Here is a 23,613-nt window from a genome sequence, read left to right as displayed (position 1 = left end):
GATCTCCATTGAAGCCAGTTCAGCAGACATTGCCTTGACGCTATTAAATTGGTACCACTGCAACCCACATATCATTATCGAGCATGCGATAAAGCTAAAAACAGGAAGCAGTAGTAAAGAAGTTAATGGATCAGCTAAATGAAATATCATCATTAAATCCATAAATCAGTCCTCATTGCTTGCTAAAGCAGTGTCTGATTGTGTTGCTATTACATCGTCAGTCATTTCAAGCGAGCTGTTTAACTCAAAAACTTGTTCAGCAATTTGGCTATGTAAGCTCAAGCTAATTTCTTGTCTCGCAGTTTGTAGCATTTCAGTGGTTGCATCAGTCAAACGAGCTTCTAATACCTCTACCATGTCAGCACTATTAAGTTCATTTGCTTGAGCACCAATACTTGCGGTGGCGATAACAGCAATTAATGCCAGTTTCTTAAACATGCGATTGCTTGTTGTAGATGATGAACTAACCACTGAATTTTCATTTGATATTGAGTTAAACATGATGTTTTCCTTTCCTAATGTTGGGTACACCATGGTTATTACAAGCTACGTGCCAAGTTTTAAAAAACAATATAAACGACTGATTAATAGTAGTTATATTAACTTTAAACAAAAACAGGCTCACAACAGCTACTGAACAATAATCAAACAATTAGTCATTTTCACCATCCTGATAGTGAATTTAGCTAATACTTAATTAGCTAAGCTACAGGCATAAAAAAAGCGCCTCAATGAGACGCTATTTTTAACGAATAAAGACTTAATCATTACTCATGTTATTAGGGTAGAAAGTCACATCAGCAGGCGGCCTACTTTGATGCATTTTCTCAACCGCATCCCAAATAACCTCAACACCCGCACCCGGCTTATGAGCGTTTTCACTAAGATATCTACGCCAGCCCCTTGAGCCAGGTAGGCCTTGAAATAAGCCAATCATGTGACGAGTGATGTGGTTTAAACGCCCGCCTGACTGTATATGCTGCTCAATGTAGGGCACCATTTGTTCAATCACTTGCTCACGAGTTAACACAGCTTTGTCGTCACCGTAAATACGTTGATCCACTTCAGCTAATATATAAGGGTTTTGGTACGCTTCACGGCCGATCATCACCCCATCTAATTGCTGTAAATGCACCAATGAATCTTCAATGGTTTTAACGCCGCCATTAATACTGATATTTAAATCAGCATAATCCCGCTTTAATTGATACACCCGCTCATAGTTAAGCTCTGGAATTTCACGATTTTCTTTTGGGCTTAACCCTTGTAACCACGCTTTTCTGGCATGGACAATAAAAGTATCGCAACCAATAGCTTTAACCGTATCAACAAATTCGGTGAGAAATTCATAACTGTCTTGCTCATCGATACCAATACGGGTTTTAACCGTCACAGGGATATCAGCAACTTGCTTCATGGCATCAACACATTCTGCAACTAACTTAGGCTCAGCCATCAAACAAGCGCCAAACCGTCCGCTTTGGACTCTATCTGATGGACAACCCACATTTAAATTGATTTCATCATAACCGCGCTCAAAAGCCAGTTTGGCACAGGTGGCTAAATCTTTAGGGTTAGACCCACCAAGCTGCAAAGCAAGCGGATGCTCTTCTTGGTTATAAGCTAAGTAATCAGCCTGACCATGAATGATCGCCCCTGTCGTCACCATTTCGGTATAAAGCACAGTATGTGCAGACATCAGGCGCGCAAAGTAACGGTAATGCCTATCGGTCCAATCGAGCATGGGGGCGATAGAAAGCGAGCGGTTGAGTGTTGTTAGAGCCAAAATGGTACCTTATCGAAGAAAATCAACGATTAATAAAATATGATGCTTACTAAAAAACGAACTAGTGATTATATCATTAACAAACGGCTAATTAATATCAGCAGCCACTAATTTCATCACCAAGAAACTAAAATGCTTGATTAACCATAACCCAAAACTGACTTTCATCACCGCCAGTAACAAAGTCGGTTCTTATCACTATACCTTCAACTTCAAAACGTATGCCTGCGCCGTAGTTAGTTTTCATATCATCATGCAGTTCAGTTAAAGTAAATTCATCAGCCACATTGCCAGCTTCGGCAAATAATACCCACTGCCACCAAGGAATGTTATATAGATTAAACACCGGCAGTGATTGTAGTGGCTGCCATTGAGGTGTGACTCGATACTCTAGGGCATAATTGACTGCGCTGCGGCCAGTAAACTGCTTTGAAGAGTAACCGCGCAAACGATCAAAGCCACCTAATGACACCCCAGCAAAACTAGGAGGCTGCTGAAATTGCTGTTGTTTATAATCTTGCTCCCAACTTGGGGTATCCGCTAAGTAGAAATTAATCCCGAGCACTTGTTGCTCAAACCAACTGTTACTCCCAAAAGACATAAATGCGCTTTGTTCAAATTCCCACATCAACCAGCTTGGATCATCATCGACACTAAAGCCTTTGGTGATGGTTAGATTTGTTTGACCACCCTCGGTGCTATTTAGTTTGGCATCGCGGTTATCCCAATTAAAAGCAAGCTCAACACCACGGGCTTCGTCAGCTAAATAGGCTAATGCTTCAAGCTCTCGATACTTGCTAAACGGGGTTAAGCTGATAGAGCTAACACCTGACTCTAATGGGTTCCAGCTAATTGGTGTGGTGTTTTTCCCAAGCGCGTTTGCAGCGCCATGCTTACCTCTGGCGATGGGTAATACATATTCCATGGTCAGTTTGCTAAAGCCTTCATCCCCGACACTAATGACTCGACTGATGTCATTGGCTTTTGGCTCGTATAGGTCACTATTGGGCAAGTAATATATCCCTTGCTCGTAATGACCACGAAACAATTCGGCACTAAATAACCATTGATCAAGCTCTGGCAATTGATAATGATAAAAACCTGCATAACTTAGCCAACTGTCATTGGCAGAGTATAAGCCAATGCCTAATGCTACGGCTTGCGGTTGACCGGCATGCTTAAGGACACCTGCTGCGCCGAATGTGGTGCTCAAGGTCTCAGTTGAAAAGACAATTGGCACAGCGACAAATTCTGGAGACAGTGCTTTTTCAGAGGGCGTTACCGCAGACGGCTTTTCAGCAGTATTTTGTTGCTGTGACTGTGGGTTTATCTCAGAAATAAGCTCAGTCTCTACAACCACTTCTGTATCAGGGCGATGACTCGTTGTGGTTTTACTGGCAGTCACATACTCTGGATCATTTGAAATTACGGAGTGAATAGCTTCAGACTGGGCGACACTGTCGATACTAAAAAACACGCAATAAATCATAACGACTGATTTATACAACTGCACTTAACACTTCCTATCTATGACTAATTTAAGATTCAAGCTCTAGGCTATAAACCATTAATTAAATTGAGATTAATCTTGTAAATCAACCACGACTCTTGGGGTGAGTTTAGTTACTAACTCATAAGCAATGGTGCCAATGTGCTCTGCCACTTCTTCTACAGCGAGCCCTTTACCCCACAGCTGCACTGAATCCCCGACCTTATCAGTTGCATCAAGCCCCAAATCAACGGTCAGCATGTCCATAGAGACTCGACCAACAATGGGCACTCTGCGGCCATTAAGCAACACGGGGGTACCTTCAGGGGCATTGCGCGGATAACCATCGCCATAACCTATGGCAACCACGCCTAGACGAGTATCTTGTTTTGCAGTCCAATAAGCGCCATAGCCAACACTTTGTCCGGCTTTATGCTCACGTACCGCAATAAGGTTTGACACTAACTCCATTGCGGGAACTAGCCCATGATGAACACCTTTATCACCCAGTACAGGCGATACCCCATAGAGTGCGATACCTGGTCTTATCCAGTCACACTGGCTTTGAGGCCAAAATAACGTAGCGGCAGAATTAGCTAACGTTCGATCGCCAGGTAAATCGTTAATCAACTGCTGAAAAGCATCAATTTGCACTTGGGTTAAGGGATTGTCAGGCTCATCGGCACAAGCAAAATGGGTCATTAAATGAATAGGTTTGGCAACTTGTGGGCAAGCCATTAAGCGTTGATAAACAGCCTTGAATTGTTCAATACCAAAGCCTAAACGATGCATGCCTGTATCAATTTTAAGCCAGACGGTAATGGGCGCAGTAAGTGTCGATTGCTCTAACATCACCAATTGCGACTCATGATGCACCACGGTATCAATTTTATGCTCAACTAATGTGGGTAAGTCAGATTGACGAAAACAACCTTCAAGCAACAGTAGCTTAGCGTTAACACCGCCTTGGCGTAATTCAAGCGCCTCTTCAAGTCGCGCCAGTCCAAATCCATCGGCGCAGTCAATACAGTCAGCGACAGACTCGGCCACGTTGAGCAAGCCATGCCCATAACCATTGGCTTTAACCACAGCCATGACTTTACTGTTGGGCGCAATTTCACGCAGCCTTGCAAGGTTAGCCTGCAAAGCTTTACGACTAATTTCAGCACGGGGAAATGGTTTCAAATAACTAACCTTACTGATTGCTTCATTCAAATAATTGAGCAACACAAGACTAAAAAATGAGCCTCTGCGTTAAAACAGAGGCTTTTCGGTACGACTAACGCAAAGACTAAATACCTATCTGATGAGATTAATCTTCATCAAAGACTTGTGCGCCAGAATAATTATCAAAACGCGAGAACTGGCCTTGGAACGCCAGCGGCACGCGGCCAATCGGGCCGTTACGTTGTTTACCAATAATGATTTCAGCGACACCTTTTTGTTCTGAATCATCGTTATACACTTCATCACGATAAATAAACATGATCAAATCCGCATCTTGCTCAATTGAACCTGATTCACGTAAGTCAGAGTTAACTGGGCGCTTATCAGCACGTTGCTCCAACGAGCGGTTAAGCTGTGATAACGCAATGACCGGGATCTCTAGTTCTTTGGCTAAGGATTTAAGTGAGCGCGAGATTTCTGCAATTTCTAAGGTACGGTTATCTTTTAATGAAGGCACCTGCATTAACTGCAAGTAATCAATCATGATCATTGATAAACCGCCATACTCACGCGCAATACGACGGGCACGACTTCGCACTTCTGTCGGCGTTAAGCCTGAACCGTCATCGATATACATTTTGCCTTGCTCAAGCATAATCCCCATGGTTGAAGAAACACGCGCCCAATCTTCATCATCTAACTGACCGGTACGAATTTTAGTTTGATCAACCCGGCCAAGTGATGCCAGCATACGCATCATAATTTGTTCTGATGGCATCTCTAAACTGAAAATAAGCACAGGTTTATCTTCATTCATGGCTGCTTGTTCACACAAGTTCATCGCAAAGGTGGTTTTACCCATTGAAGGACGTGCCGCCACAATAACAAGGTCACCCGATTGGAAGCCGGCGGTCATTTTATCAAGATCGGTAAAACCACTTGATACACCGGTCACACCGTTATGGGGGTTATTGTATAACTGCTCAATTTTGTCGACGGTTTTTTCAAGGATCGATTTAATCCCTTCAGGGCCTTCGTTGGCATTAGCACGCGACTCAGCAATTTTAAAAACTTTAGTTTCCGCTAAATCCAGTAAATCACTGGAGTTACGACCCTCAGGGTTATAACCTGCATCAGCAATTTCATGGGCAACACCAATCATGTCACGTACAACAGCTCGTTCACGTACAATATCGGCATAAGATAAAATATTACCCGCACTCGGGGTGTTTTTGGCAATTTCACCTAAGTAAGCAAAGCCGCCAGCGTCTTCAAGTTGATCTTCAACTTCCAGGCGCTCTGATACGGTGATCAAATCAATCGGGTGACTGCTTTCAACCAAACGGCTCATCGCAGCGTAAATCATCCGATGGGAGCGAGAATAAAAATCTTCGGGCACAAGCGCTTCAGCCACTCTATCCCAGGCCTCAGCATCAAGCATCAACCCACCAAGAACCGATTGCTCAGCTTCAATTGAATGCGGCGGTAATTTCAGCGCATCAACTTGAGCATCTTTGAACCTTTCTCTGGCTTTAAAAGGACCTTTCTGTGACATTAAAACTCCCAATTCCCAACCTGTTTGTAAATATGGTATAACACCGAGGTCATGCAAACATGTAGTACAATGATATCGCGTAACATTTATCCCAACACGGATAAACAATCAGAATAAATAACAACAATAAATAATAAAAAATAAGGAAAGAACATGCGTTATGCACTCGTTGCAGCCCTTGTGCTGTCTTCTGGATTTGCCTATGCCGATGAAGGTCAGTGGCAACCCTATCAAATGCCTTCTATTGCAGATAAATTAGCACAACGCGGCATCGATATTCCTGCTAAACAGCTTGCAGATTTAACCCAGTATCCAATGAATGCGGTTGTGGGTCTGGGCTATTGTACCGCCAGTTTTGTCTCTCCCCAAGGCTTAGTTGTGACCAATCACCATTGTGCCTATCGAGCCATCCAATATAACAGCAAAACTGAACATAATTACTTAGCAGACGGCTTTCTAGCTAATACTAAAAAAGAGGAGCCATCAGCAGGCCCTAATGAGCGATTATACATCACTGAGAAGGTAACGGATGTCACTTCTCAAGTGAATGCGAATTTAAGTCGCGATCCTCTTAGCCGTTATGAAGATATCCAATCAAACCGTAAAGCATTAATCAAAGACTGCGAAACCGACGAAAACTACCGTTGTTCAGTCAGCAGCTTTCATAATGGACTTGAGTATTACTTAATTAAACAACTCATTATTCGTGATGTCAGACTAGTATACGCACCACCTGAAAGCGTAGGGGCTTTTGGCGGCGATATTGATAACTATGAATACCCACGCCACTCGGGCGATTTTACCTTCTTACGTGCCTATGTGGGCAAAGACGGTCAGCCGGCAAGTTATGCCGAAGACAATGTGCCTTATCAGCCAAAAAGTTATCTTAAAATAAATGCTGATGGCGTTAAAGCCGGAGATGGCGTGTTTGCCGCAGGCTATCCGGGAGCGACCAGTCGTTACCGCCTAACCAGCGAGTTAGAGTTTGCCAGTGATTGGATGTATCCAACCTACGCTAAGCGCTATCAACTGCAAATCGACACCATTAATCAAATGGCTGCCGACAATAACGCCATTGCGATTAAATACGCCGGTAACCTTGCCTCCATGGCAAACAGAATGAAAAAACTGAACGGGTTACTCGATGGTTTTAAAGCCACAGATATTGTCGGTATCAAACAATCACGTGAAGATAACTTCTTAGCTTGGCTTAAAAAAGACGCCAATGCTAACCATCAATTGATTGGTGAATTAGAAGCATTACTGGCTGAGCAAAATAACCTCATTCAAACTGACTATTATTTTAATAATGCCCAATCAAGTGCAATACTTGCCGCAGCTAAAAAGCTCTATCGTTTAGCCAAAGAAAAACAACTGCCCGATGCAGAGCGTGAGCAAGGGTTTCAGCAGCGTGATATGAAAATGTTTGCCGCTAACTTAAAACGCCTTGATAGAAGTTTTGATGCCAGTGTCGATAAAACCTTGTGGCTACAAGACTTGAACGCTTACATGGGGCAAAATCAGCGCGTTGAAATTCTTGATAACGCACTGAATAAGATCTCTGATGCTGAGGCATTATCAGCAAAATTAGATGCCTATTACGCCTTAACCACTTTAATGGATAAAGAGCAGCGTTTAGCTTGGATGGACAAAGACGCCCAAGCCTTTGAAACCAGCTCAGATCCGTTTATTCGCTTAGCGGTAGCGCTGCACGACACCAACATGGCACAGGAAAAAGCCGAAAACACTTTAAAAGGTAAGTTATCAACCGCTCGCCCTGAATACATGAAAGCCATCATCAGCTATTACAAAGCCAATGACTGGCCTGTGTATCCAGATGCCAATCGCACCTTACGGATCACCTACGGCATGGTCGATGGTTATCAGTCTGCAGACGCACTCTATAAGCAGCCTTTTACCCGTCTCGAAGGCATAGTGGCTAAACATACTGGCGAAGATCCATATAACGCGCCACAAAAGCTATTAACGGCAATTAAAGCCAATGATAACGGTGAGCACTCTGTCGCATCGGTTTATCAAGATCCACGCTCATGGATTTGTCGTTTATTCTCTTGTTTAGATACGCCAGAAGAATTTAACTCAGTGCCGGTTAACTTCTTATCCAGTGTTGACACTACAGGTGGTAACTCAGGTTCACCGGTATTTAACGGTAAAGGTGAATTAGTAGGTTTGAACTTTGATTCAACTTACGAGGCGATTACTAAAGATTGGTTCTTTAACCCAACGATAACCCGTGCAGTACACGTAGACTTTCGTTACATCCTATGGATGATGGATAAAGTTGATCACGCCCAAAACTTGATTGATGAGTTAGAGCTAGTAAGAAATTAGAGTATCACGCCCCAACTTGTGCAAACGAGCTTGGGGTGACCCTGACCACTCTCATTACAGGTAAAGCTGAAGCCTTAAAAGCCTAAAATTAAGACATAAAAAAACACCGCCAATTGGCGGTGTTTTTATTTAAATCAATGAGCTATTAATCTTCTGCAACAACAGAGATTTTAACTACTGATTTAACTTCAGTGTGAAGTTGAACTTCAACTTCAAAGTCACCTAGGTTGCGTAAAGCACCTAAAGGTAGACGTACTTCAGCTTTAGCTAGCTCAACGCCTGCTGCAGTAACTGCATCAGCGATGTCGCGGTTGCCCACTGAACCGAATAATTTACCTTCGTCACCAGCTTTAGAAGCGATAACAACTGACTCTAATGCAGCAAGCTTTTCAGCGCGAGCAGTACAAACACTTAATTCAGCAGCTAATTTAGCTTCTAATTCAGCGCGACGTGCTTCGAAAACTTTAACGTTTTCGTCATTAGCGATAACAGCTTTGCCTTGTGGCAAAAGGAAGTTACGAGCATAACCAGCTTTAACAGCAACTTGGTCACCTAAGTTGCCTAGGTTAGCGATTTTATCAAGCAGAATAACGTTCATTATCTAATTCCTCTGATTTAAATACTGCGATTACTGATGTAAATCAGTGTAAGGCAGTAGAGAAAGATAACGAGCACGCTTAATCGCGCGAGCTAGTTGGCGTTGATATTTAGCACTAGTACCAGTAATACGGCTAGGAACAATCTTACCGCTTTCAGTTACGTAGTTTTTTAAAGTAACGATATCTTTGTAATCAATTTCTGCAACACCTTCAGAGGTGAAACGACAGAACTTGCGACGACGGAAATAACGTGCCATGTTGACAGTCTCCTAAGTTTTCAATTCGACATTTTCGGCATGCAAAACCAATTTATTTTGGCCATTTCGCCCTTGTTGTAAAGAGATAAACCCTTCAACTTGGACCTGCACACCTGCTTTTAATTCTTCTGTTACGCTGTTAAAGCGCTTACCACTTAATATGACTTGGATCAGACAATAAACATTTCTCAACATTTGATCGTCATACCGCTGTGTTTTGTGTTCTAGCGTAATCACCTTATGGGGAATGCCGCTGGGACTATCAAAACGCTTTGAACGAGTTATCGTTCCGGTCAACACTAAGTGATTAATCACAGACTAATTATTCAGCAGTTTCTTCAGCGTTTGCTTCAACTTCTTTTTCAGCAGCTGGTGCAGCAGTAGGAGCACGACGTGAATCACGCTCATCTTTTGCTTTAGCCATTGGAGAAGCTTCAGTAACAGCAGTTTTAGTGCGCATTACCATGTTACGCAGAACAGCGTCATTGAAACGGAAAGCTGTTTCTAACTCTTCGATAGACTCTGCAGTTGCTTCTACGTTCATAAGAACATAGTGAGCTTTATGTAGGTCTTGAATTGGGTAAGCCAATTGACGACGACCCCAATCTTCTAAACGGCTGATAGTACCGTTAGCATCAGTGATTACACTGCTGTAACGCTCGATCATACCTGGGACTTGTTCACTTTGATCTGGGTGAACCATAAATACGATTTCATAATGACGCATTTATTGCTCCTTACGGTTAATTAGCCTCACGTGTGGCTCAGTCAGACCAAGTTGGAGGCAAGGAACGGAATTAAATGACTGATTTAAGCGCGGGATGATACATAAAGCCCGCACAAAACTCAAGCAATACTTGTGTGGTGCATGCTTTATTACCTTTAACTGATTAACTCACTCAAGCAGGCGTTGACAGCAATGACGGTAAATAATGAAAATACCCAGCAAAAAACAATAACCAGCGTGAAATTTAATTTGATATTGAATACACAGATGAAGCCATTGAGCGCTTTGCAGCCACTGCGAATACAGGTATTATGGCGCTTCATCCGTATTTCAGGCGTTCCTAATAACTATATAGAAACAACGTAATGAAAAAAGTCTGTATCTTTATGTCTTCTCTTCTCACAACGTCTTCAGCGTGGGCACTTGTTCCCCCAGACTATAAAGAGCCTCCCAGTGACTTTAAGGCTGAAATTGAAGCCGGTATGCAACTCAATACTGGTAATAACCAATCGCAAAACTTCAACGGCCGCACCTACTTAAATTACGATACTGAAAAAGCCCGTCAGGAATTTACCTTTAAGGTGTATTACGCCGCAGATAAAGACTCTACCACGGCTGAAAAGTATGATGTATTTGCCCAGTCGAGTTATAAGCTAGAAAGCGGCTATATTTTTGGCCGCGGTGAATTTACCTGGGATGATTTTGGTAGTTATACCAAACTGTCGACGGTTTCTACCGGTTATGGTTTTGATTTACTCTCAAACTATACCCAGAGCCTGAGCATAGAAGTCGGCCCCGGTTACCGTTATGACTTACCCAAAGCAACAGATACAGACTTAAACCCTGCAGCCAACCAAGACATCATTTTGCGTACCGCCGCCAAGTACAATGTGAAACTGCAAGAATATACCAGCCTCAATGCCGATTTGACCTCTGAAGTGGGTGAAGATAACAATACCTTGACCTTAGACGTCAGTTACAGAAATACCTTTTTACAGGACTGGGCCTTTAAACTCGGGGTGAACGTGAGATACACAGCGGTAGTTCCTGAAGACAGTGTAAAAACCGATACCATCACCACATTTAACTTGCTATATACTTTCCAATAAATTGCTACGCCGTTACAGCGGCCTGTAATGAGCCTTTTCAACATTCCAGATACAAAAAACGGGCCTTAAGGCCCGTTCCACTATCTGCTGATCAGCTCAGTAAATTACTTCACTAAACGTTGACGCACAGCTTCAAACAAACAAATACCGGTTGCCACTGATACATTCAAGCTTGAGACACTTCCCGCCATCGGGATTGACACTATTGAATCACAGCTTTCACGGGTTAAACGGCGTAAACCTTTATCTTCTGCGCCCATCGCAATGGCTAAAGGCCCTTTTAAGTCTGCTTGGTATAACTCACAATCCGCTTCACCGGCGGCACCAATAATCCACACCCCTTTTTGCTGAATATGACGCATAGTACGGGCAAGGTTGGTAACTTGGAATAATGGAATCGTTTCAGCCGCGCCGCAAGCAACCTTGCTCACGATTGACGTCAGTCCCACCGAGTTATCTTTTGGTACGATAATCCCTTGTACACCGGCAGCATCGGCATTACGTAAACAAGCACCTAGATTATGTGGGTCAGTGACACCATCAAGAATTAACAAAAATGGTAGGTCTGTCTTTTCTAATAAAGCATCTAAGTCCGCTTCAGCCAAGATTTTAGCAGCTTTAACTCGTGCAACAATACCCTGATGCTGAGTGCTCGATGCTTTGTCATCTAGTACTTTACGACCTGAACTTTGTACAGACACACCAAACTCTGTCGCTTTTTTGATTAATGGTAATAAACGCTCGTCATCACGACCTTGTAATACCCAAACTTCAATGACGCGTTCAGGTGAGTTGCTTAGCAAAGCTTCTACTGCGTGAATGCCAAAAATGATATCTTGTTTTTTCATTTACTTATTTTCTCTTGCGCTTTGCTTTAGTCGATGGTTTTTTAGCAGCCGGTGATGTTACACCCGCCGCTGAACTATTTGCAGCTTTAGCTGCAGGCTTGCGCTTTTTTCCGCCTTTAGTGGCAGATTTTTTCGCTTTGCCCGCTGTGCTTTTACCCGCTTTGCCAGAACGCCCCTTTGCTGGCGACTCTGCAGCTGGCTCACCTTTTGCTGATGCGCCCATTTTAGCGCCTTCAAGATTGGCTCTTTCTCTGGCTGTTAATGGCTTCTTATTGGCTTTTTTACGACTCTTGCCGTGATCACCAATCATGATCAGATCGATTTGACGATCATCTAAGTTAACCGCGGCAACTTTGACATTGACCTCGTCACCCACTTGATAAACCTTGCGGGTGTTTTCGCCAATCAAACGCTGACGCATTGGGTCAAACTGATAATAATCGCTGACTAAGCTTGAGATATGCACTAAGCCATCGATATACAAATCCTTTAAACGTACAAACAAACCAAAATTGGTCACTGAAGCAATGACAGCTTCAAATTCATCACCAACATGATCTTGCATGTATTCACATTTGAGCCAGTCGCTGACATCACGTGTGGCTTCATCTGCACGGCGCTCAGTAGTTGAACACTCTTCGCCCAGTTTATCTAGCTCTTCAAGTAGATAATGGTAGCCACCTTCTGGGGTCCACTTCTGCTTCATCTCACCTTGCTCTGCCGCTAACAAATAACGGATAACGCGATGTAAGACTAAGTCAGGGTAACGACGAATAGGCGAGGTAAAGTGTGAATACTCTTCTAATGCCAAGCCAAAGTGACCGTCATTATCAGGGGTGTATATCGCTTGTCTCATTGAGCGCAGTAACATTACCTGGATCAATTCAGCATCCGGTCTATCTGCAATTTTCAGCATTAAGTCCTGATAATCTGACGGCGTAGGTTCAGTGCCGCCATTCATTGATAAACCGCGTTCTGCCAGAAACTCTTTGAAGTTTGCCAACTTGGTTTCTGAAGGTGACTCATGCACACGGTATAACACTTCACCTTTATGCTTTTTGACGAACTTAGCTGAAGCGACGTTGGCTAAAATCATACATTCTTCAATGATTTTATGTGCCTGATTACGGCTACGGGGCACAATTGCTTCAATTTTACGTTGCTCGTTAAACACAAACTGGGTTTCAACGGTTTCAAACGCAATCGCCCCACGTTCTGCGCGGCGCTCATTTAAGGTTAAATATAACGACTGTAAACACTGAAGATGCGGGAACAAAGCTTCATGCTCAGGGGCAATCTTGCCACCTTCTAGCATGGCTGCCACTTGCGTGTAAGTAAAACGCGCATGTGAGTGCATCACTGCCGGATAAAACTTATAACCCGATAGTTTACCCGCAGCTGAAATGGTCATCTCAGCCACCATACAAAGGCGATCAACATGGGGATTTAGTGAACACAAACCATTAGAGATTTTCTCTGGTAGCATCGGGATAACTTGCGATGGAAAATACACTGAGTTACCACGTGCTCTTGCTTCGTCATCAAGTGCCGAATCAGTGCGCACATAGTGACTTACATCAGCAATAGCGACCCATAAACGCCAGCCACCGCTAGGTTTAGTTTCGGCATAAACAGCATCGTCAAAATCGCGGGCATCTTCGCCATCAATGGTCACTAAGGGTAAATGTCTTAAATCGACGCGACCTTCTTTATCAGATTCAGGCACTTCATCCGGAATGCGCTTAAGTTTTTTCTCAATAACAGCTGACCATTTGTGAGGCAAATCGTAATTGCGCAGAGCAATTTCAATTTCCATACCTGGCGCCATTGTTTTACCGAGCACTTCGGTCACTTTGGCTGCCGCTTTAACAAATCGTCCAGGACGACGGGTTAATTCAAGCACAACAACGTCGCCAGCTCTGGCGCCATTAGCGTCTTCTTTGGCAATCAAGATTTCTTGGGTAATTCGTCTGTCATCGGCAATCACAAATGCCATGCCAGCATCAACATGATAACGGCCGACTAATGGCGCGCTGCGCTGCTGCACTAAACGAACGATACGCGCTTCACGTCGTCCACGGCGATCGGAACCTGCTTTTTGCGCCAACACTTTATCACCGTGAAAATACATCTGCATATCACGATTATTAATAAAGAGATCGTCACCGCCTTCATCAGATTTAAAAAATCCGAAACCATCACGATGGCCGATAATCGTACCGGTAAGCAGATCCATTTTTTCAGGAAGACCATAACTATGGCCACGGGTATAAACCAGTTGCCCATCACGCTCCATGGCGCGCAGTCGTCTTCTTAACGCTTCTAAGTGGTCTTCATCAACCATTTTTAGCGCGGCGGCGATATGTTCTCTGGTGACAGGTGACTTTTGCTCACGCAAATACTCTAGTATGTATTCACGGCTTGGGATTGGGTTTTCGTACTTGTCTTGCTCTCTCTCAAAATGAGGATCGATGATCATTCAATTTCCAAATAATTTACTCCCTCGTGGGAGTCTTAGCGGTTGTGCAGCTGTGGCTGCTGTGCTCGCTCTATTATACTGGCGGGCATTTTAGCGGCTAACATCTGCAATAATGATGTGGCTTTTTTCTGTGTCGCGGCATCATTAAATACGCTGTTATATAACCAATGGTAACCTAATTGATAATCAACAGGGCTACCATAACCTTCGCCGTATAGGCGAACTAACATCAATCTTGCAGGCAGATCGCCATTGGCTGCTGCCGGCATCACATATTGCACTGCTCGATTTTTGTCTTGCACTACCATTTCACCGTGATAGTAATATTCGGCCAGTTTCAGCATCGCCTCAGCGCTACCTTGCTCTGCAGCAGTTTGTAATAACGCCATGCCACGGGAAGCGTGTTTATCTACACACACACCATGGTTGAGCATTTCGGCCCATAAAAACTGATACATGGGCTGCTGGAGTACTTCTGCTCTAGCTTCAATATCTTGCACTAGTTGGCAGTCATCGCGTTTAACTTGCTTTAAATAAACATCATTGCGGATCAATTTAATTAATTGCTCATCACCATAGATATCCACCGCGGTTAATTCAGCAACAGCTAAATTCGGCAGTAAGCACAACACCAACAAACATAAACGCAGCATAACGATTCTCAATGACACTTTAGTTACTCTATGCATCGGCATTATAGCCTATATCTTGAGTATTAACTGCACAAACAACAATATTTAGTGGTTATTTGAATTGCCAAAATGATTTTAAAAAAGCAGTAAAAAGAAGAGAAATTGCGCGGAGTTACAGTTTCAATTTTATCGTCTAAGGTTTGTTAATTCTGCATATTAAAAAGGCCGCTAAATAGCGGCCTTTTTATGTGTTAGTTAAATGGATTAACTAATACGATTGTCTCGTTTCTGTCAGGACCGGTTGATACGATATCAACAGGCGCTTCAAGTAACTCTTCGATACGAGCAATATAATTAAGCGCTGCTTTTGGCAGTTGCTCAATTGAAGTCGCACCAAAGGTAGACTCACTCCAGCCAGGCATAGTTTCGAATACAGGAGTAACCTGTTCGTAACCTTCAGCTGCAAGTGGTGTGACAGTTTCTACAGTTCCATCAGGATACTGGTAACCAACACAGATCTTAACTTCTTCAAGACCGTCAAGAACGTCAAGTTTAGTTAGGCAGAAGCCGCTAACACTGTTGATTTGAACTGCACGGCGCATTGCCACAGCATCTAACCAACCTGGACGACGTTTACGACCAGTAGTTGCACCAAACTCTTGGCCTTTATGACCTAAGTAATCACCGATCTCATTCTCAAGCTCTGTTGGGAAAGGACCTGCACCTACACGTGTAGTGTAAGCTTTCATGATACCTAGAACATAATCTAAGTGACGAGGACCAAAACCAGAACCGGTAGCGACGCCACCTGCTGTAGTGTTTGATGAAGTCACATATGGGTATGTACCATGGTCGATATCAAGTAATGTACCTTGTGCACCTTCAAACAAGATAGGCTCACCCGCTTTACGGGCTGTATCAAGTAATTCAGTAACATCAGTACACATACTCTTAAGATAATCAGCAATTGCTAATGCATCATCAAGGGTAGTTTGATAATCAACTGCGTCACAGTCATAGTATTCAGTCAGCATAAAGTTGTGATATTTCATCACTTCTTTTAATTTAACTGCGAATAACTCTGCATTGAATAAATCACCAACGCGTAGACCACGACGAGAAATTTTATCTTCATAAGCTGGACCAATACCACGACCCGTTGTACCGATAGCTTGATTGCCGCGCGCTTTTTCGCGAGCTACATCAAGAGCACAATGGAAAGGTAGGATCAGTGGACATGCTTCTGAAATAAGAAGACGCTCTTCGACAGGAACTCCACGCTCTTTAAGCATGTTGATCTCTTTCATCAAAGCATCAGGAGCCAATACCACACCATTACCGATAATGCATTTCACATTATCACGTAAAATCCCTGACGGAATTAAGTGAAGTACGGTTTTATCGCCGTCAATTACCAGAGTATGACCAGCATTGTGGCCGCCTTGGTAACGAACTACATATTTTGCCTGTTCTGTTAGAAGGTCGACAATCTTACCTTTTCCTTCGTCACCCCATTGAGTGCCGAGTACTACTACGTTTTTGCCCATCGTCTGCTGCAAGGTTGCGGTATAAAGGCGAATTTTAACAGATTTTAGGGGGTAATATGCAAGTATTTTATGCGAAAATTATTAATAGTACTATGCCGGCAGAGACTAGGCAGCCACCTAACCTCCTGAGAGTATTCTTATTTTGCATCGAAAATTCGGCTAAATATTTTTTCCATTGCCGCGGAAATAATAAGGGTCCGATACCTTCAAGTACCAAAACAAGCCCCATGGCAAACATCAACATTTGAAAATTCATGGTCTAGTTCCACTATTTGGTTTACACATTAGCAAAAAACATCGACTACACCATAACGCTTCTAAGCGATCATCGCATTACATCGAATGACTAATTGGCGTTTTTACCTAAAAAAAGCCAATAAAAAACCCAGCATATAGCTGGGTTTTTTGAATTCTGAAAACGTATTAACGTTTTGAGAATTGTGGCTTACGACGTGCTTTACGTAGACCAACTTTCTTACGCTCAACTTTACGAGCATCACGGGTAACGAAACCAGCAGAACGTAAAGAAGGACGTAGAGCTTCGTCTAACTGAAGCAATGCACGAGTAATACCGTGACGAATTGCACCTGCTTGGCCAGTGGTTCCACCGCCCTTAACAGTTACATAGATGTCAAGTTTGTCAGTCATTTCAACTAGCTCTAGAGGCTGACGAACAACCATGCGAGCAGTTTCACGACCAAAATATACATCTAGTGGACGTTGGTTAACAACGATTTGACCACTACCTGCTTTAGCGAATACGCGAGCAGTTGATGTTTTACGACGGCCAGTGCCGTAGTACTGAGTTGCAGACATTAGCTTACTCCCGTATTAGATATCAAGAACTTGAGGTTGTTGTGCAGCATGGTTATGTTCAGTGCCAGCGTAAACTTTAAGCTTACGGAACATAGCACGGCCCAAAGGACCTTTTGGTAACATACCCTTAACTGCTTTCTCGATAATCATTTCAGGCTTATGATCTTGCAGCTTTTCAAAAGAAATCTGCTTAATACCACCGATGAAACCTGTATGTGAGTAGTAAATTTTGCCTTTAGCTTTGTTACCAGTCACAGTAACTTTCTCAGCGTTAATAACGATGATGTAGTCACCAGTGTCAACATGAGGAGTATACTCTGGCTTGTGCTTACCACGTAAACGAGTAGCAATTTCAGTAGCGATACGACCTAAAGTTTTACCTTCGGCATCAACGACGAACCAGTCACGTGTGACTGTTTCTGGTGTAGCAGTAAATGTAGTCTTCATTTTTACAAAAACCCAATGTTTAAAATTCTGTCTCAATGCTGAATGCGGAATGCAAACAACACAATGACCATTTCAAAGCCCCTTCGAGCTGAAATTGGTTTAAATCGTCCACCCAAATTCGGTGGAGTAACGAGGGCAGGTGGCGGATTATAGACAAAGCTGAGTTAAAAATCACCTAATTTCTGATAGTTTTCTAAAAAACTTCTCTGGTGCTTTAGCTGATTTCATCCCTCAATAACTATTTATGGTAAATGCTCCAACATTAAATAGTCATGTGATTGCATTTCAATCAATCTTGAGCGGCAGCGTCTAAACTCAAAACTGAGTAAACCATCTGTGTAAATATCTTCTAATGAAACTTCAGCAGAAATAATTAACTTCACATTACGCTCATAAAATTCATCTACCATCGCGAGAAATCGCCGAGCAATATCATCACCGGTTGTGGCTGAGCCCATTTGTTCAAGCCCACTTAATAGAACGGTATGGTACAAACGAGCCACTTCCATATAGTCGCGCTGGGATCGAGGGCCGTCACATAAGTCTCTAAAGTTGGCCAATAGCACCCCTTGGGATTGATGGCGAATATTCACCTCACGGCCTTCAATTTCAATGGCGTCAGTGAATACTTCTGATTCTGGAGCAAGCTGGGCAAAATAGCTTAACAAGTTGGTGTCAGCCTGCTCATCCAGTGGGTAGTGGTAAATCTCAGCTTGCTCAAGGGTTCGTAAGCGATAATCAATACCCGAATCCACATTAAGGATTTCGCAGTTTTGGTTTATTAAGGCGATTGCGGGTAAAAATCTTGCGCGCTGTAAGCCATTTTTATAGAGGTCATCGGGAATGATGTTTGAGGTGGCCACTAACGCGACCCCTTCTTTAAATAAGTGTTGGAACAAGGTGCCCAATAACATGGCATCGGTAATGTCAGAAACAAAAAATTCATCGAAACATATGATGTTATATTGCTGCGCCATTTTGTTAGCAATAGTAATTAATGGGTCCTGAACACCGTCAAGTTCGCCTAAGTCATGGTGTAGCTGGTGCATAAAGCGATGAAAGTGGGCCCGCAGTTTTTTCTCTGTTGGCAGCGCATCAAAAAAAGTATCCATCAAGTAAGTTTTACCACGACCTACTCCGCCCCATAAATATAAACCTTTGACGCTAGGGGCTGATTTTTTAAGGCCGATTGAACCTAAAATCCGACTCAATGAGGACTGCTGAACATCGGCTGCGATAAGTTCTTCATAAACACGTTGCAATGACTTTACCGCTTGCTCTTGGGCTAAATCATGGGAGAAACCTTCACGGGTTAAATCTTGCTGGTAATGCTGCCAAGGGCTTAACTGCGACACGGGGACTACTCTCTATATACTGCTGAAAATTCCACACAACCATAACATATCACCCTTAGCCGGCGTAACGGTAAACCACATAAAAATTAACCTTTGTTAATGATGGCTGAACTTATTGAAACTTAGAACACTCCGAGGTTATATAGTCAATACAGCTAAACTGAAGTTGTATTTACGCCAGTCACCCATAATATGTGTATAAGCAAAGATTAATTTTCAAGGAGCAAGAAACAATGAAACCCAAATTAACCTTAGTTTCAGCAGCGATATTATCCGCCTCTTTATCGTTAATGCCGGCGTTGTCCCAAGCTGCAATTCCACAAACTGTTAATGGTCAAGCGCTACCTAGCCTCGCTCCCATGCTAGAAAAAACAACTCCCGCTGTCGTCTCTGTTGCAGTCAGCGGCACCCAAACCTCTAAACAACAAATTCCCGATGTGTTTCGATATTTCTTTGGCCCTAACGCCCCCCAAGAACAAGTGCGTGAACGCCCTTTTAGAGGCTTAGGATCAGGGGTCATCATTAACGCCAAAGAGGGTTACATCGTCACGAATAACCACGTTATTAATGGTGCTGATGAAATTAAAATTGGTCTGCATGATGGCCGTGAGATTGACGCAAAACTCATTGGCTCAGATCCTGAATCTGATATTGCGCTATTACAAATAGAAGCGAAAAACCTTACCCAAGTGAAACAAACCAACTCTGATGATATCCGTGTCGGCGATTTTGCTATCGCCATTGGTAACCCATTTGGTTTAGGGCAAACCGTGACTTCAGGTATTGTTAGCGCCTTGGGCCGTAGCGGTTTAGGGATTGAAATGCTGGAGAACTTTATCCAAACTGACGCCGCGATTAATAGTGGTAACTCAGGCGGCGCCTTGGTTAATCTTAACGGTGAGTTAATCGGTATTAATACCGCCATTGTGGCCCCCGGTGGTGGCAACGTCGGTATTGGCTTTGCTATTCCGGCTAATATGGTTAACAACCTAATTAATCAAATTATTGAGCATGGTGAAGTTAAACGTGGCGTGCTTGGCGTTATGGGCCGAGACTTAGATAACGAATTGGCCAAAGCATTTGGTCTAGAAACCCAGCATGGCGGTTTTATTAGTGAAGTCATGCCTGATAGCGCCGCAGACAAAGCAGGTATAGAAGCGGGTGACATCATTGTCAGTGTCAATGGTAAGCAGATTAAAAACTTCCAAGCCTTGCGAGCAAAGGTCGCCACTATGGGCGCTGGTGCTAAAGTTAAAATTGGCATCATTCGCGATGGTGATAATGAAACCATTAATGTCACCCTTGGTGAGTCAAATAGCAGTTCAGGCACCAGTGCTGATGCATTACACCCAATGCTTGAAGGGGCTGAGTTAAGTAATAGCCGTAAAGGTATTGAAATTGCTGAAGTGGCTCAAGGATCGCCAGCCGCCAGAAATGGACTCGAGAAAGGCGATTTAATTGTCGGGCTAAATCGCAGTAAAGTAAAAAGCCTTAAAGACTTAAAAGAGCAGCTAAAGACTCAGCAAGGCGCGGTCGCATTGAAAATATTGCGTGACAATAAGCTGCTTTACTTGGTACTGCGTTAAAGCAGCACCGAATAAACCCTGTTGTTTTACCCAATAAGCATCGTAGCCCTGTTACGATGCTTAATTTTTTTAATCATGATAATATCTTGGGTACTTTTTCATAATTTAGTCAGCCAATGAATTTCAAAGACACAATTTTATATTTGACCAAAGCTGTGGCATTTGGATTAGTCATGGCGGCCGCTTTCATATTTGTTACTTCGATAACCAACAACAGTAATTTCAATAATGGCTTAACCACTACCCAGCACCACAATGACTTATCCTTTGCTAAAGCCGTTCGTCGAGCAGCCCCTGCTGTGGTCAATATTTATAGCCTTAGTTTAGATCAAAATAGCCCATTAAATTCAAGCTCGCTTCAAGGCTTGGGTTCTGGGGTTATCATGAGTAAAGAAGGCTACATTTTAACCAATTACCATGTAATTAAAAAAGCCGATGAAATTGTTATCGCGCTACAAGATGGCCGAAAATTTACCTCAGAAGTTGTCGGTTCAGATCCAGTCACCGATTTAGCGGTCCTTAAAATTGAAGGCGATAATCTACCTATCGTGCCGATCAATTTATCCAAACCTGCACAAGTGGGCGATGTGGTACTTGCCATTGGTAACCCTTACAACTTAGGCCAAACCATTACCCAAGGTATTATCAGTGCAACCGGCCGAAACGGCTTAAGTTCAGGCTATCTTGATTTCTTACAAACCGATGCAGCCATTAATGCCGGTAACTCTGGCGGTGCACTTATCGACACCACTGGCGAACTAATTGGTATTAATACTGCGGCATTTCAAATCGGTGATGAAGGTGGCGGGCACGGTATTAACTTTGCCATCCCAATTAAACTGGCTCACAGCATTATGGGAAAGTTGATTAAAAATGGCCGCGTTATTCGTGGCGCGTTAGGGATTTCAGGCGAGCCGTTAAGCCCTGTTATGGCGCAAATCCTCAACTTACCGGATTTAAAAGGCGTATTGGTCACCGCTGTTGATCCCAAAGGGCCTGCGGCAGATGCGAAACTGCGTCCAAGAGATGTGATTATCGCTTATGCAGAAGAGAGTGTTCCTGGGGTTGAAATGCTGATGGATAGAATTGCTGAAACAGCGCCCGGAGATAGCATCACAATGACCATCATCCGCGAAGGTAAGTCTTATGATGTGCCAGTGATTATTGGTGAGAAGGCTGTCGAACCTTAAGCACAAATTACAACTTAACCATTTAATCATAAAAAAGTCAGCTACCTTAGGTAACTGACTTTTTATTCTTTACTATAAAGCTTTGGCAAACAACTTAAGCAATCTACAGCTTATGCAATACGAACCACTTCACCGCCGATGGCTTTAAACTTCTCTTCGATATGCTCATAACCACGATCTAAGTGATATATACGATCAACGGTTGTCGTACCATCAGCCATAAGGCCTGCAATCACTAAACTCGCTGAAGCGCGTAAATCTGTCGCCATCACTTGCGCACCGTTCATGCGCTCAATACCATTAATGATGCAGGTGTTACCCTCTAGCTCCATTTCAGCGCCCATACGGCTTAACTCAGGTACATGCATAAAACGATTTTCAAAAATCGTTTCAGTCACATGACTGGTGCCTTCAGCTAATGCGTTTAACACACAAAATTGCGCTTGCATGTCCGTCGGAAAAGCAGGATATGGCGCAGTTTTAATATTAACCGCTTTAGGGCGCTTGCCTTGCATATCAAGTTCAATCCAATCGTCGCCAGTATTAATCACCGCGCCAGCATCTTCAAGTTTTGCCAGAACTGCTTCTAGGCTTGAAGGATCAGCGCTTAGACAGCGAATTTTTCCGCGCGTCACGGCTGCAGCCACTAAAAATGAGCCGGTTTCGATGCGATCAGGCATCACTCTGTGGTTACAACCAGAGAGTTTCTCAACCCCTTGAATACGCAAGGTTGCGCTGCCAACACCGGTAATTTTTGCGCCCATTGCAATTAAGCAATGTGCTAAATCATTAATTTCAGGTTCGCGAGCGGCATTTTCAATAATGGTTTCACCATCAGCTAAGGTCGCAGCCATCAATAGGTTTTCAGTGGCACCAACGCTGACCATATCCATAAAGATATGCGCGCCTTTTAAGCGGCCATCAACTCTGGCTTTAATATAACCTTCTTTTACCTCAATAGTAGCGCCCATTTGCTCTAGCCCTTGCAAATGCAAGTTCACAGGTCTTGCGCCAATCGCGCAGCCACCAGGCAATGAAACATCAGCGGTACCAAATCGAGCCAGTAACGGCCCTAAAATCAAAATAGAGGCGCGCATGGTTCTAACCAAATCGTATGGCGCACAAAACTCTTTGAGATTAGTGGTTGAGATCCGATATTGGCTATTGCCTAACTCAGTGACATCAGCACCAAGGCAGCGAAGTAATTCACAGGTTGTTTTTACATCGCGAAGGTTAGGTACATTCGAAATATTAAAGTCAGTTTCAGCTAAAACACCAGCAAACAGGATCGGCAAAGCCGCATTCTTGGCGCCAGAGATGGTCACATCTCCGGCAAGGGGCTTGCTGGCTTGTATTGTTAATTTATCCACACTAATTCTCTACACTCAGTATTACGCTTACATATTAAATAATTTTTCACGCTTCCACTGAGTCGGCGTAAAAGTCTTGATAGTAAGCGCATGTAACTCACCACTGGCAATATGTTCATTCAGTGGTGCATAAATGGTCTGCTGCTGCTTCACTTTACTCATAGCGTCGAACATTTCGCCAACTGCAACCACTTTGTAGTGGCTACCATCTGAAGTCACATGTACTTCATCTAGGGTTAACGCCTCTGATAAAATCTGCTCAATTACTTTGCAATCCATGAAATGTGCTACCTTAAATTCAA

The 23,613-nt window shown here is 43.3% G+C and carries 23 protein-coding genes; 4 read left to right on the top strand and 19 right to left on the bottom strand.

Features of this window, described 5'->3' with window-relative positions; all coding sequences use genetic code 11:
• Positions 1-165: 165 nt before the first annotated feature.
• The 5 genes from Q4557_RS15775 to dnaB form a co-directional block, all read right to left on the bottom strand.
• Positions 166-501 carry a hypothetical protein gene (locus Q4557_RS15775; RefSeq protein WP_133126612.1) on the bottom strand — a complete coding sequence of 112 codons (336 nt, stop codon included), beginning with the start codon at positions 499-501 and terminating at the stop codon, positions 166-168.
• A 259-nt stretch (positions 502-760) separates the two neighbouring features.
• The gene (gene dusA / locus Q4557_RS15770) at positions 761-1,786 is read right to left on the bottom strand and encodes a tRNA dihydrouridine(20/20a) synthase DusA (RefSeq protein WP_102520509.1); all 1,026 of its coding nucleotides are present in this window, start codon (positions 1,784-1,786) and stop codon (positions 761-763) included.
• 127 nt (positions 1,787-1,913) lie between these two features.
• Positions 1,914-3,299, bottom strand: coding sequence for a hypothetical protein (locus Q4557_RS15765; protein ID WP_303413857.1), 1,386 nt, complete (start codon positions 3,297-3,299; stop codon positions 1,914-1,916).
• 69 nt (positions 3,300-3,368) lie between these two features.
• Positions 3,369-4,460, bottom strand: a complete 1,092-nt coding sequence (gene alr / locus Q4557_RS15760) for an alanine racemase (RefSeq protein WP_102440117.1) — start codon at positions 4,458-4,460, stop codon at positions 3,369-3,371.
• 127 nt (positions 4,461-4,587) lie between these two features.
• Positions 4,588-5,997, bottom strand: a complete 1,410-nt coding sequence (gene dnaB, locus Q4557_RS15755) for a replicative DNA helicase (RefSeq protein WP_076539121.1) — start codon at positions 5,995-5,997, stop codon at positions 4,588-4,590.
• A gap of 153 nt (positions 5,998-6,150) precedes the next feature.
• Between dnaB and Q4557_RS15750 the strand changes: the two genes are divergently transcribed.
• The gene (locus Q4557_RS15750) at positions 6,151-8,349 is read left to right on the top strand and encodes a S46 family peptidase (protein ID WP_102440116.1); all 2,199 of its coding nucleotides are present in this window, start codon (positions 6,151-6,153) and stop codon (positions 8,347-8,349) included.
• A 145-nt stretch (positions 8,350-8,494) separates the two neighbouring features.
• Here the strand turns inward: Q4557_RS15750 and rplI are convergent, their stop codons facing one another.
• Genes rplI through rpsF form a run of 4 tightly spaced genes read right to left on the bottom strand, consistent with a single transcriptional unit; the run spans position 8,495 to position 9,932 of the window.
• Positions 8,495-8,947 carry a 50S ribosomal protein L9 gene (rplI, locus tag Q4557_RS15745; RefSeq protein ID WP_076539126.1) on the bottom strand — a complete coding sequence of 151 codons (453 nt, stop codon included), beginning with the start codon at positions 8,945-8,947 and terminating at the stop codon, positions 8,495-8,497.
• A gap of 30 nt (positions 8,948-8,977) precedes the next feature.
• Entirely contained in the window at positions 8,978-9,205 is a 228-nt protein-coding gene (gene rpsR / locus Q4557_RS15740) for a 30S ribosomal protein S18 (RefSeq protein WP_055023454.1), read from the bottom strand.
• 12 nt (positions 9,206-9,217) lie between these two features.
• Positions 9,218-9,520 (bottom strand): primosomal replication protein N, encoded by a 303-nt coding sequence (priB, locus tag Q4557_RS15735; protein WP_076539129.1) that lies wholly within the window; start codon positions 9,518-9,520, stop codon positions 9,218-9,220.
• A gap of 7 nt (positions 9,521-9,527) precedes the next feature.
• Entirely contained in the window at positions 9,528-9,932 is a 405-nt protein-coding gene (gene rpsF / locus Q4557_RS15730) for a 30S ribosomal protein S6 (protein WP_303413850.1), read from the bottom strand.
• 365 nt (positions 9,933-10,297) lie between these two features.
• Between rpsF and Q4557_RS15725 the strand changes: the two genes are divergently transcribed.
• A complete protein-coding gene (locus Q4557_RS15725) occupies positions 10,298-11,041 on the top strand; it encodes a YdiY family protein (RefSeq protein ID WP_198590856.1) in 744 nt (247 codons plus the stop codon).
• Between the two features lie 104 nt (positions 11,042-11,145).
• Here Q4557_RS15725 and rlmB read toward each other — a convergent pair whose 3' ends face one another.
• The 8 genes from rlmB to zapE form a co-directional block, all read right to left on the bottom strand.
• Positions 11,146-11,889 carry a 23S rRNA (guanosine(2251)-2'-O)-methyltransferase RlmB gene (gene rlmB, locus Q4557_RS15720; RefSeq protein ID WP_102440114.1) on the bottom strand — a complete coding sequence of 248 codons (744 nt, stop codon included), beginning with the start codon at positions 11,887-11,889 and terminating at the stop codon, positions 11,146-11,148.
• A 4-nt stretch (positions 11,890-11,893) separates the two neighbouring features.
• Positions 11,894-14,368, bottom strand: a complete 2,475-nt coding sequence (gene rnr, locus Q4557_RS15715; RefSeq protein ID WP_303413848.1) for a ribonuclease R — start codon at positions 14,366-14,368, stop codon at positions 11,894-11,896.
• A 35-nt stretch (positions 14,369-14,403) separates the two neighbouring features.
• Positions 14,404-15,057 carry a tetratricopeptide repeat protein gene (locus tag Q4557_RS15710; RefSeq protein ID WP_102440124.1) on the bottom strand — a complete coding sequence of 218 codons (654 nt, stop codon included), beginning with the start codon at positions 15,055-15,057 and terminating at the stop codon, positions 14,404-14,406.
• A 194-nt stretch (positions 15,058-15,251) separates the two neighbouring features.
• Positions 15,252-16,547 (bottom strand): adenylosuccinate synthase, encoded by a 1,296-nt coding sequence (locus Q4557_RS15705; protein ID WP_303413846.1) that lies wholly within the window; start codon positions 16,545-16,547, stop codon positions 15,252-15,254.
• A 67-nt stretch (positions 16,548-16,614) separates the two neighbouring features.
• Entirely contained in the window at positions 16,615-16,803 is a 189-nt protein-coding gene (locus Q4557_RS15700; protein WP_303413844.1) for a DUF2065 family protein, read from the bottom strand.
• Between the two features lie 167 nt (positions 16,804-16,970).
• The gene (rpsI, locus tag Q4557_RS15695) at positions 16,971-17,363 is read right to left on the bottom strand and encodes a 30S ribosomal protein S9 (RefSeq protein ID WP_076539149.1); all 393 of its coding nucleotides are present in this window, start codon (positions 17,361-17,363) and stop codon (positions 16,971-16,973) included.
• A 15-nt stretch (positions 17,364-17,378) separates the two neighbouring features.
• A complete protein-coding gene (rplM, locus tag Q4557_RS15690; protein WP_076539151.1) occupies positions 17,379-17,810 on the bottom strand; it encodes a 50S ribosomal protein L13 in 432 nt (143 codons plus the stop codon).
• Between the two features lie 242 nt (positions 17,811-18,052).
• Entirely contained in the window at positions 18,053-19,165 is a 1,113-nt protein-coding gene (gene zapE, locus Q4557_RS15685) for a cell division protein ZapE (protein WP_303413842.1), read from the bottom strand.
• 233 nt (positions 19,166-19,398) lie between these two features.
• On the opposite strand from zapE, the gene Q4557_RS15680 reads away from it, so the two are divergent.
• Positions 19,399-20,751: a DegQ family serine endoprotease gene (locus tag Q4557_RS15680; protein WP_102440110.1), complete on the top strand. Its 1,353-nt coding sequence runs from the start codon at positions 19,399-19,401 to the stop codon at positions 20,749-20,751.
• A 116-nt stretch (positions 20,752-20,867) separates the two neighbouring features.
• Complete coding sequence (gene degS, locus Q4557_RS15675; RefSeq protein ID WP_102440109.1) at positions 20,868-21,941, top strand: outer membrane-stress sensor serine endopeptidase DegS; 1,074 nt, start codon at positions 20,868-20,870, stop codon at positions 21,939-21,941.
• A 110-nt stretch (positions 21,942-22,051) separates the two neighbouring features.
• Here degS and murA read toward each other — a convergent pair whose 3' ends face one another.
• Together murA and Q4557_RS15665 are read right to left on the bottom strand one after the other, a co-directional pair.
• Positions 22,052-23,311, bottom strand: a complete 1,260-nt coding sequence (murA, locus tag Q4557_RS15670; RefSeq protein ID WP_102440108.1) for a UDP-N-acetylglucosamine 1-carboxyvinyltransferase — start codon at positions 23,309-23,311, stop codon at positions 22,052-22,054.
• A 27-nt stretch (positions 23,312-23,338) separates the two neighbouring features.
• Positions 23,339-23,590: a BolA family protein gene (locus Q4557_RS15665; RefSeq protein ID WP_076539160.1), complete on the bottom strand. Its 252-nt coding sequence runs from the start codon at positions 23,588-23,590 to the stop codon at positions 23,339-23,341.
• Between the last annotated feature and the right edge of the window lie 23 nt (positions 23,591-23,613).

Source organism: Shewanella sp. 5_MG-2023, assembly GCF_030547465.1.
Lineage (GTDB): Bacteria > Pseudomonadota > Gammaproteobacteria > Enterobacterales > Shewanellaceae > Shewanella.
Note: the sequence above shows the minus strand (reverse complement) of the source record. Positions and strands in the feature narration are given on the sequence as shown.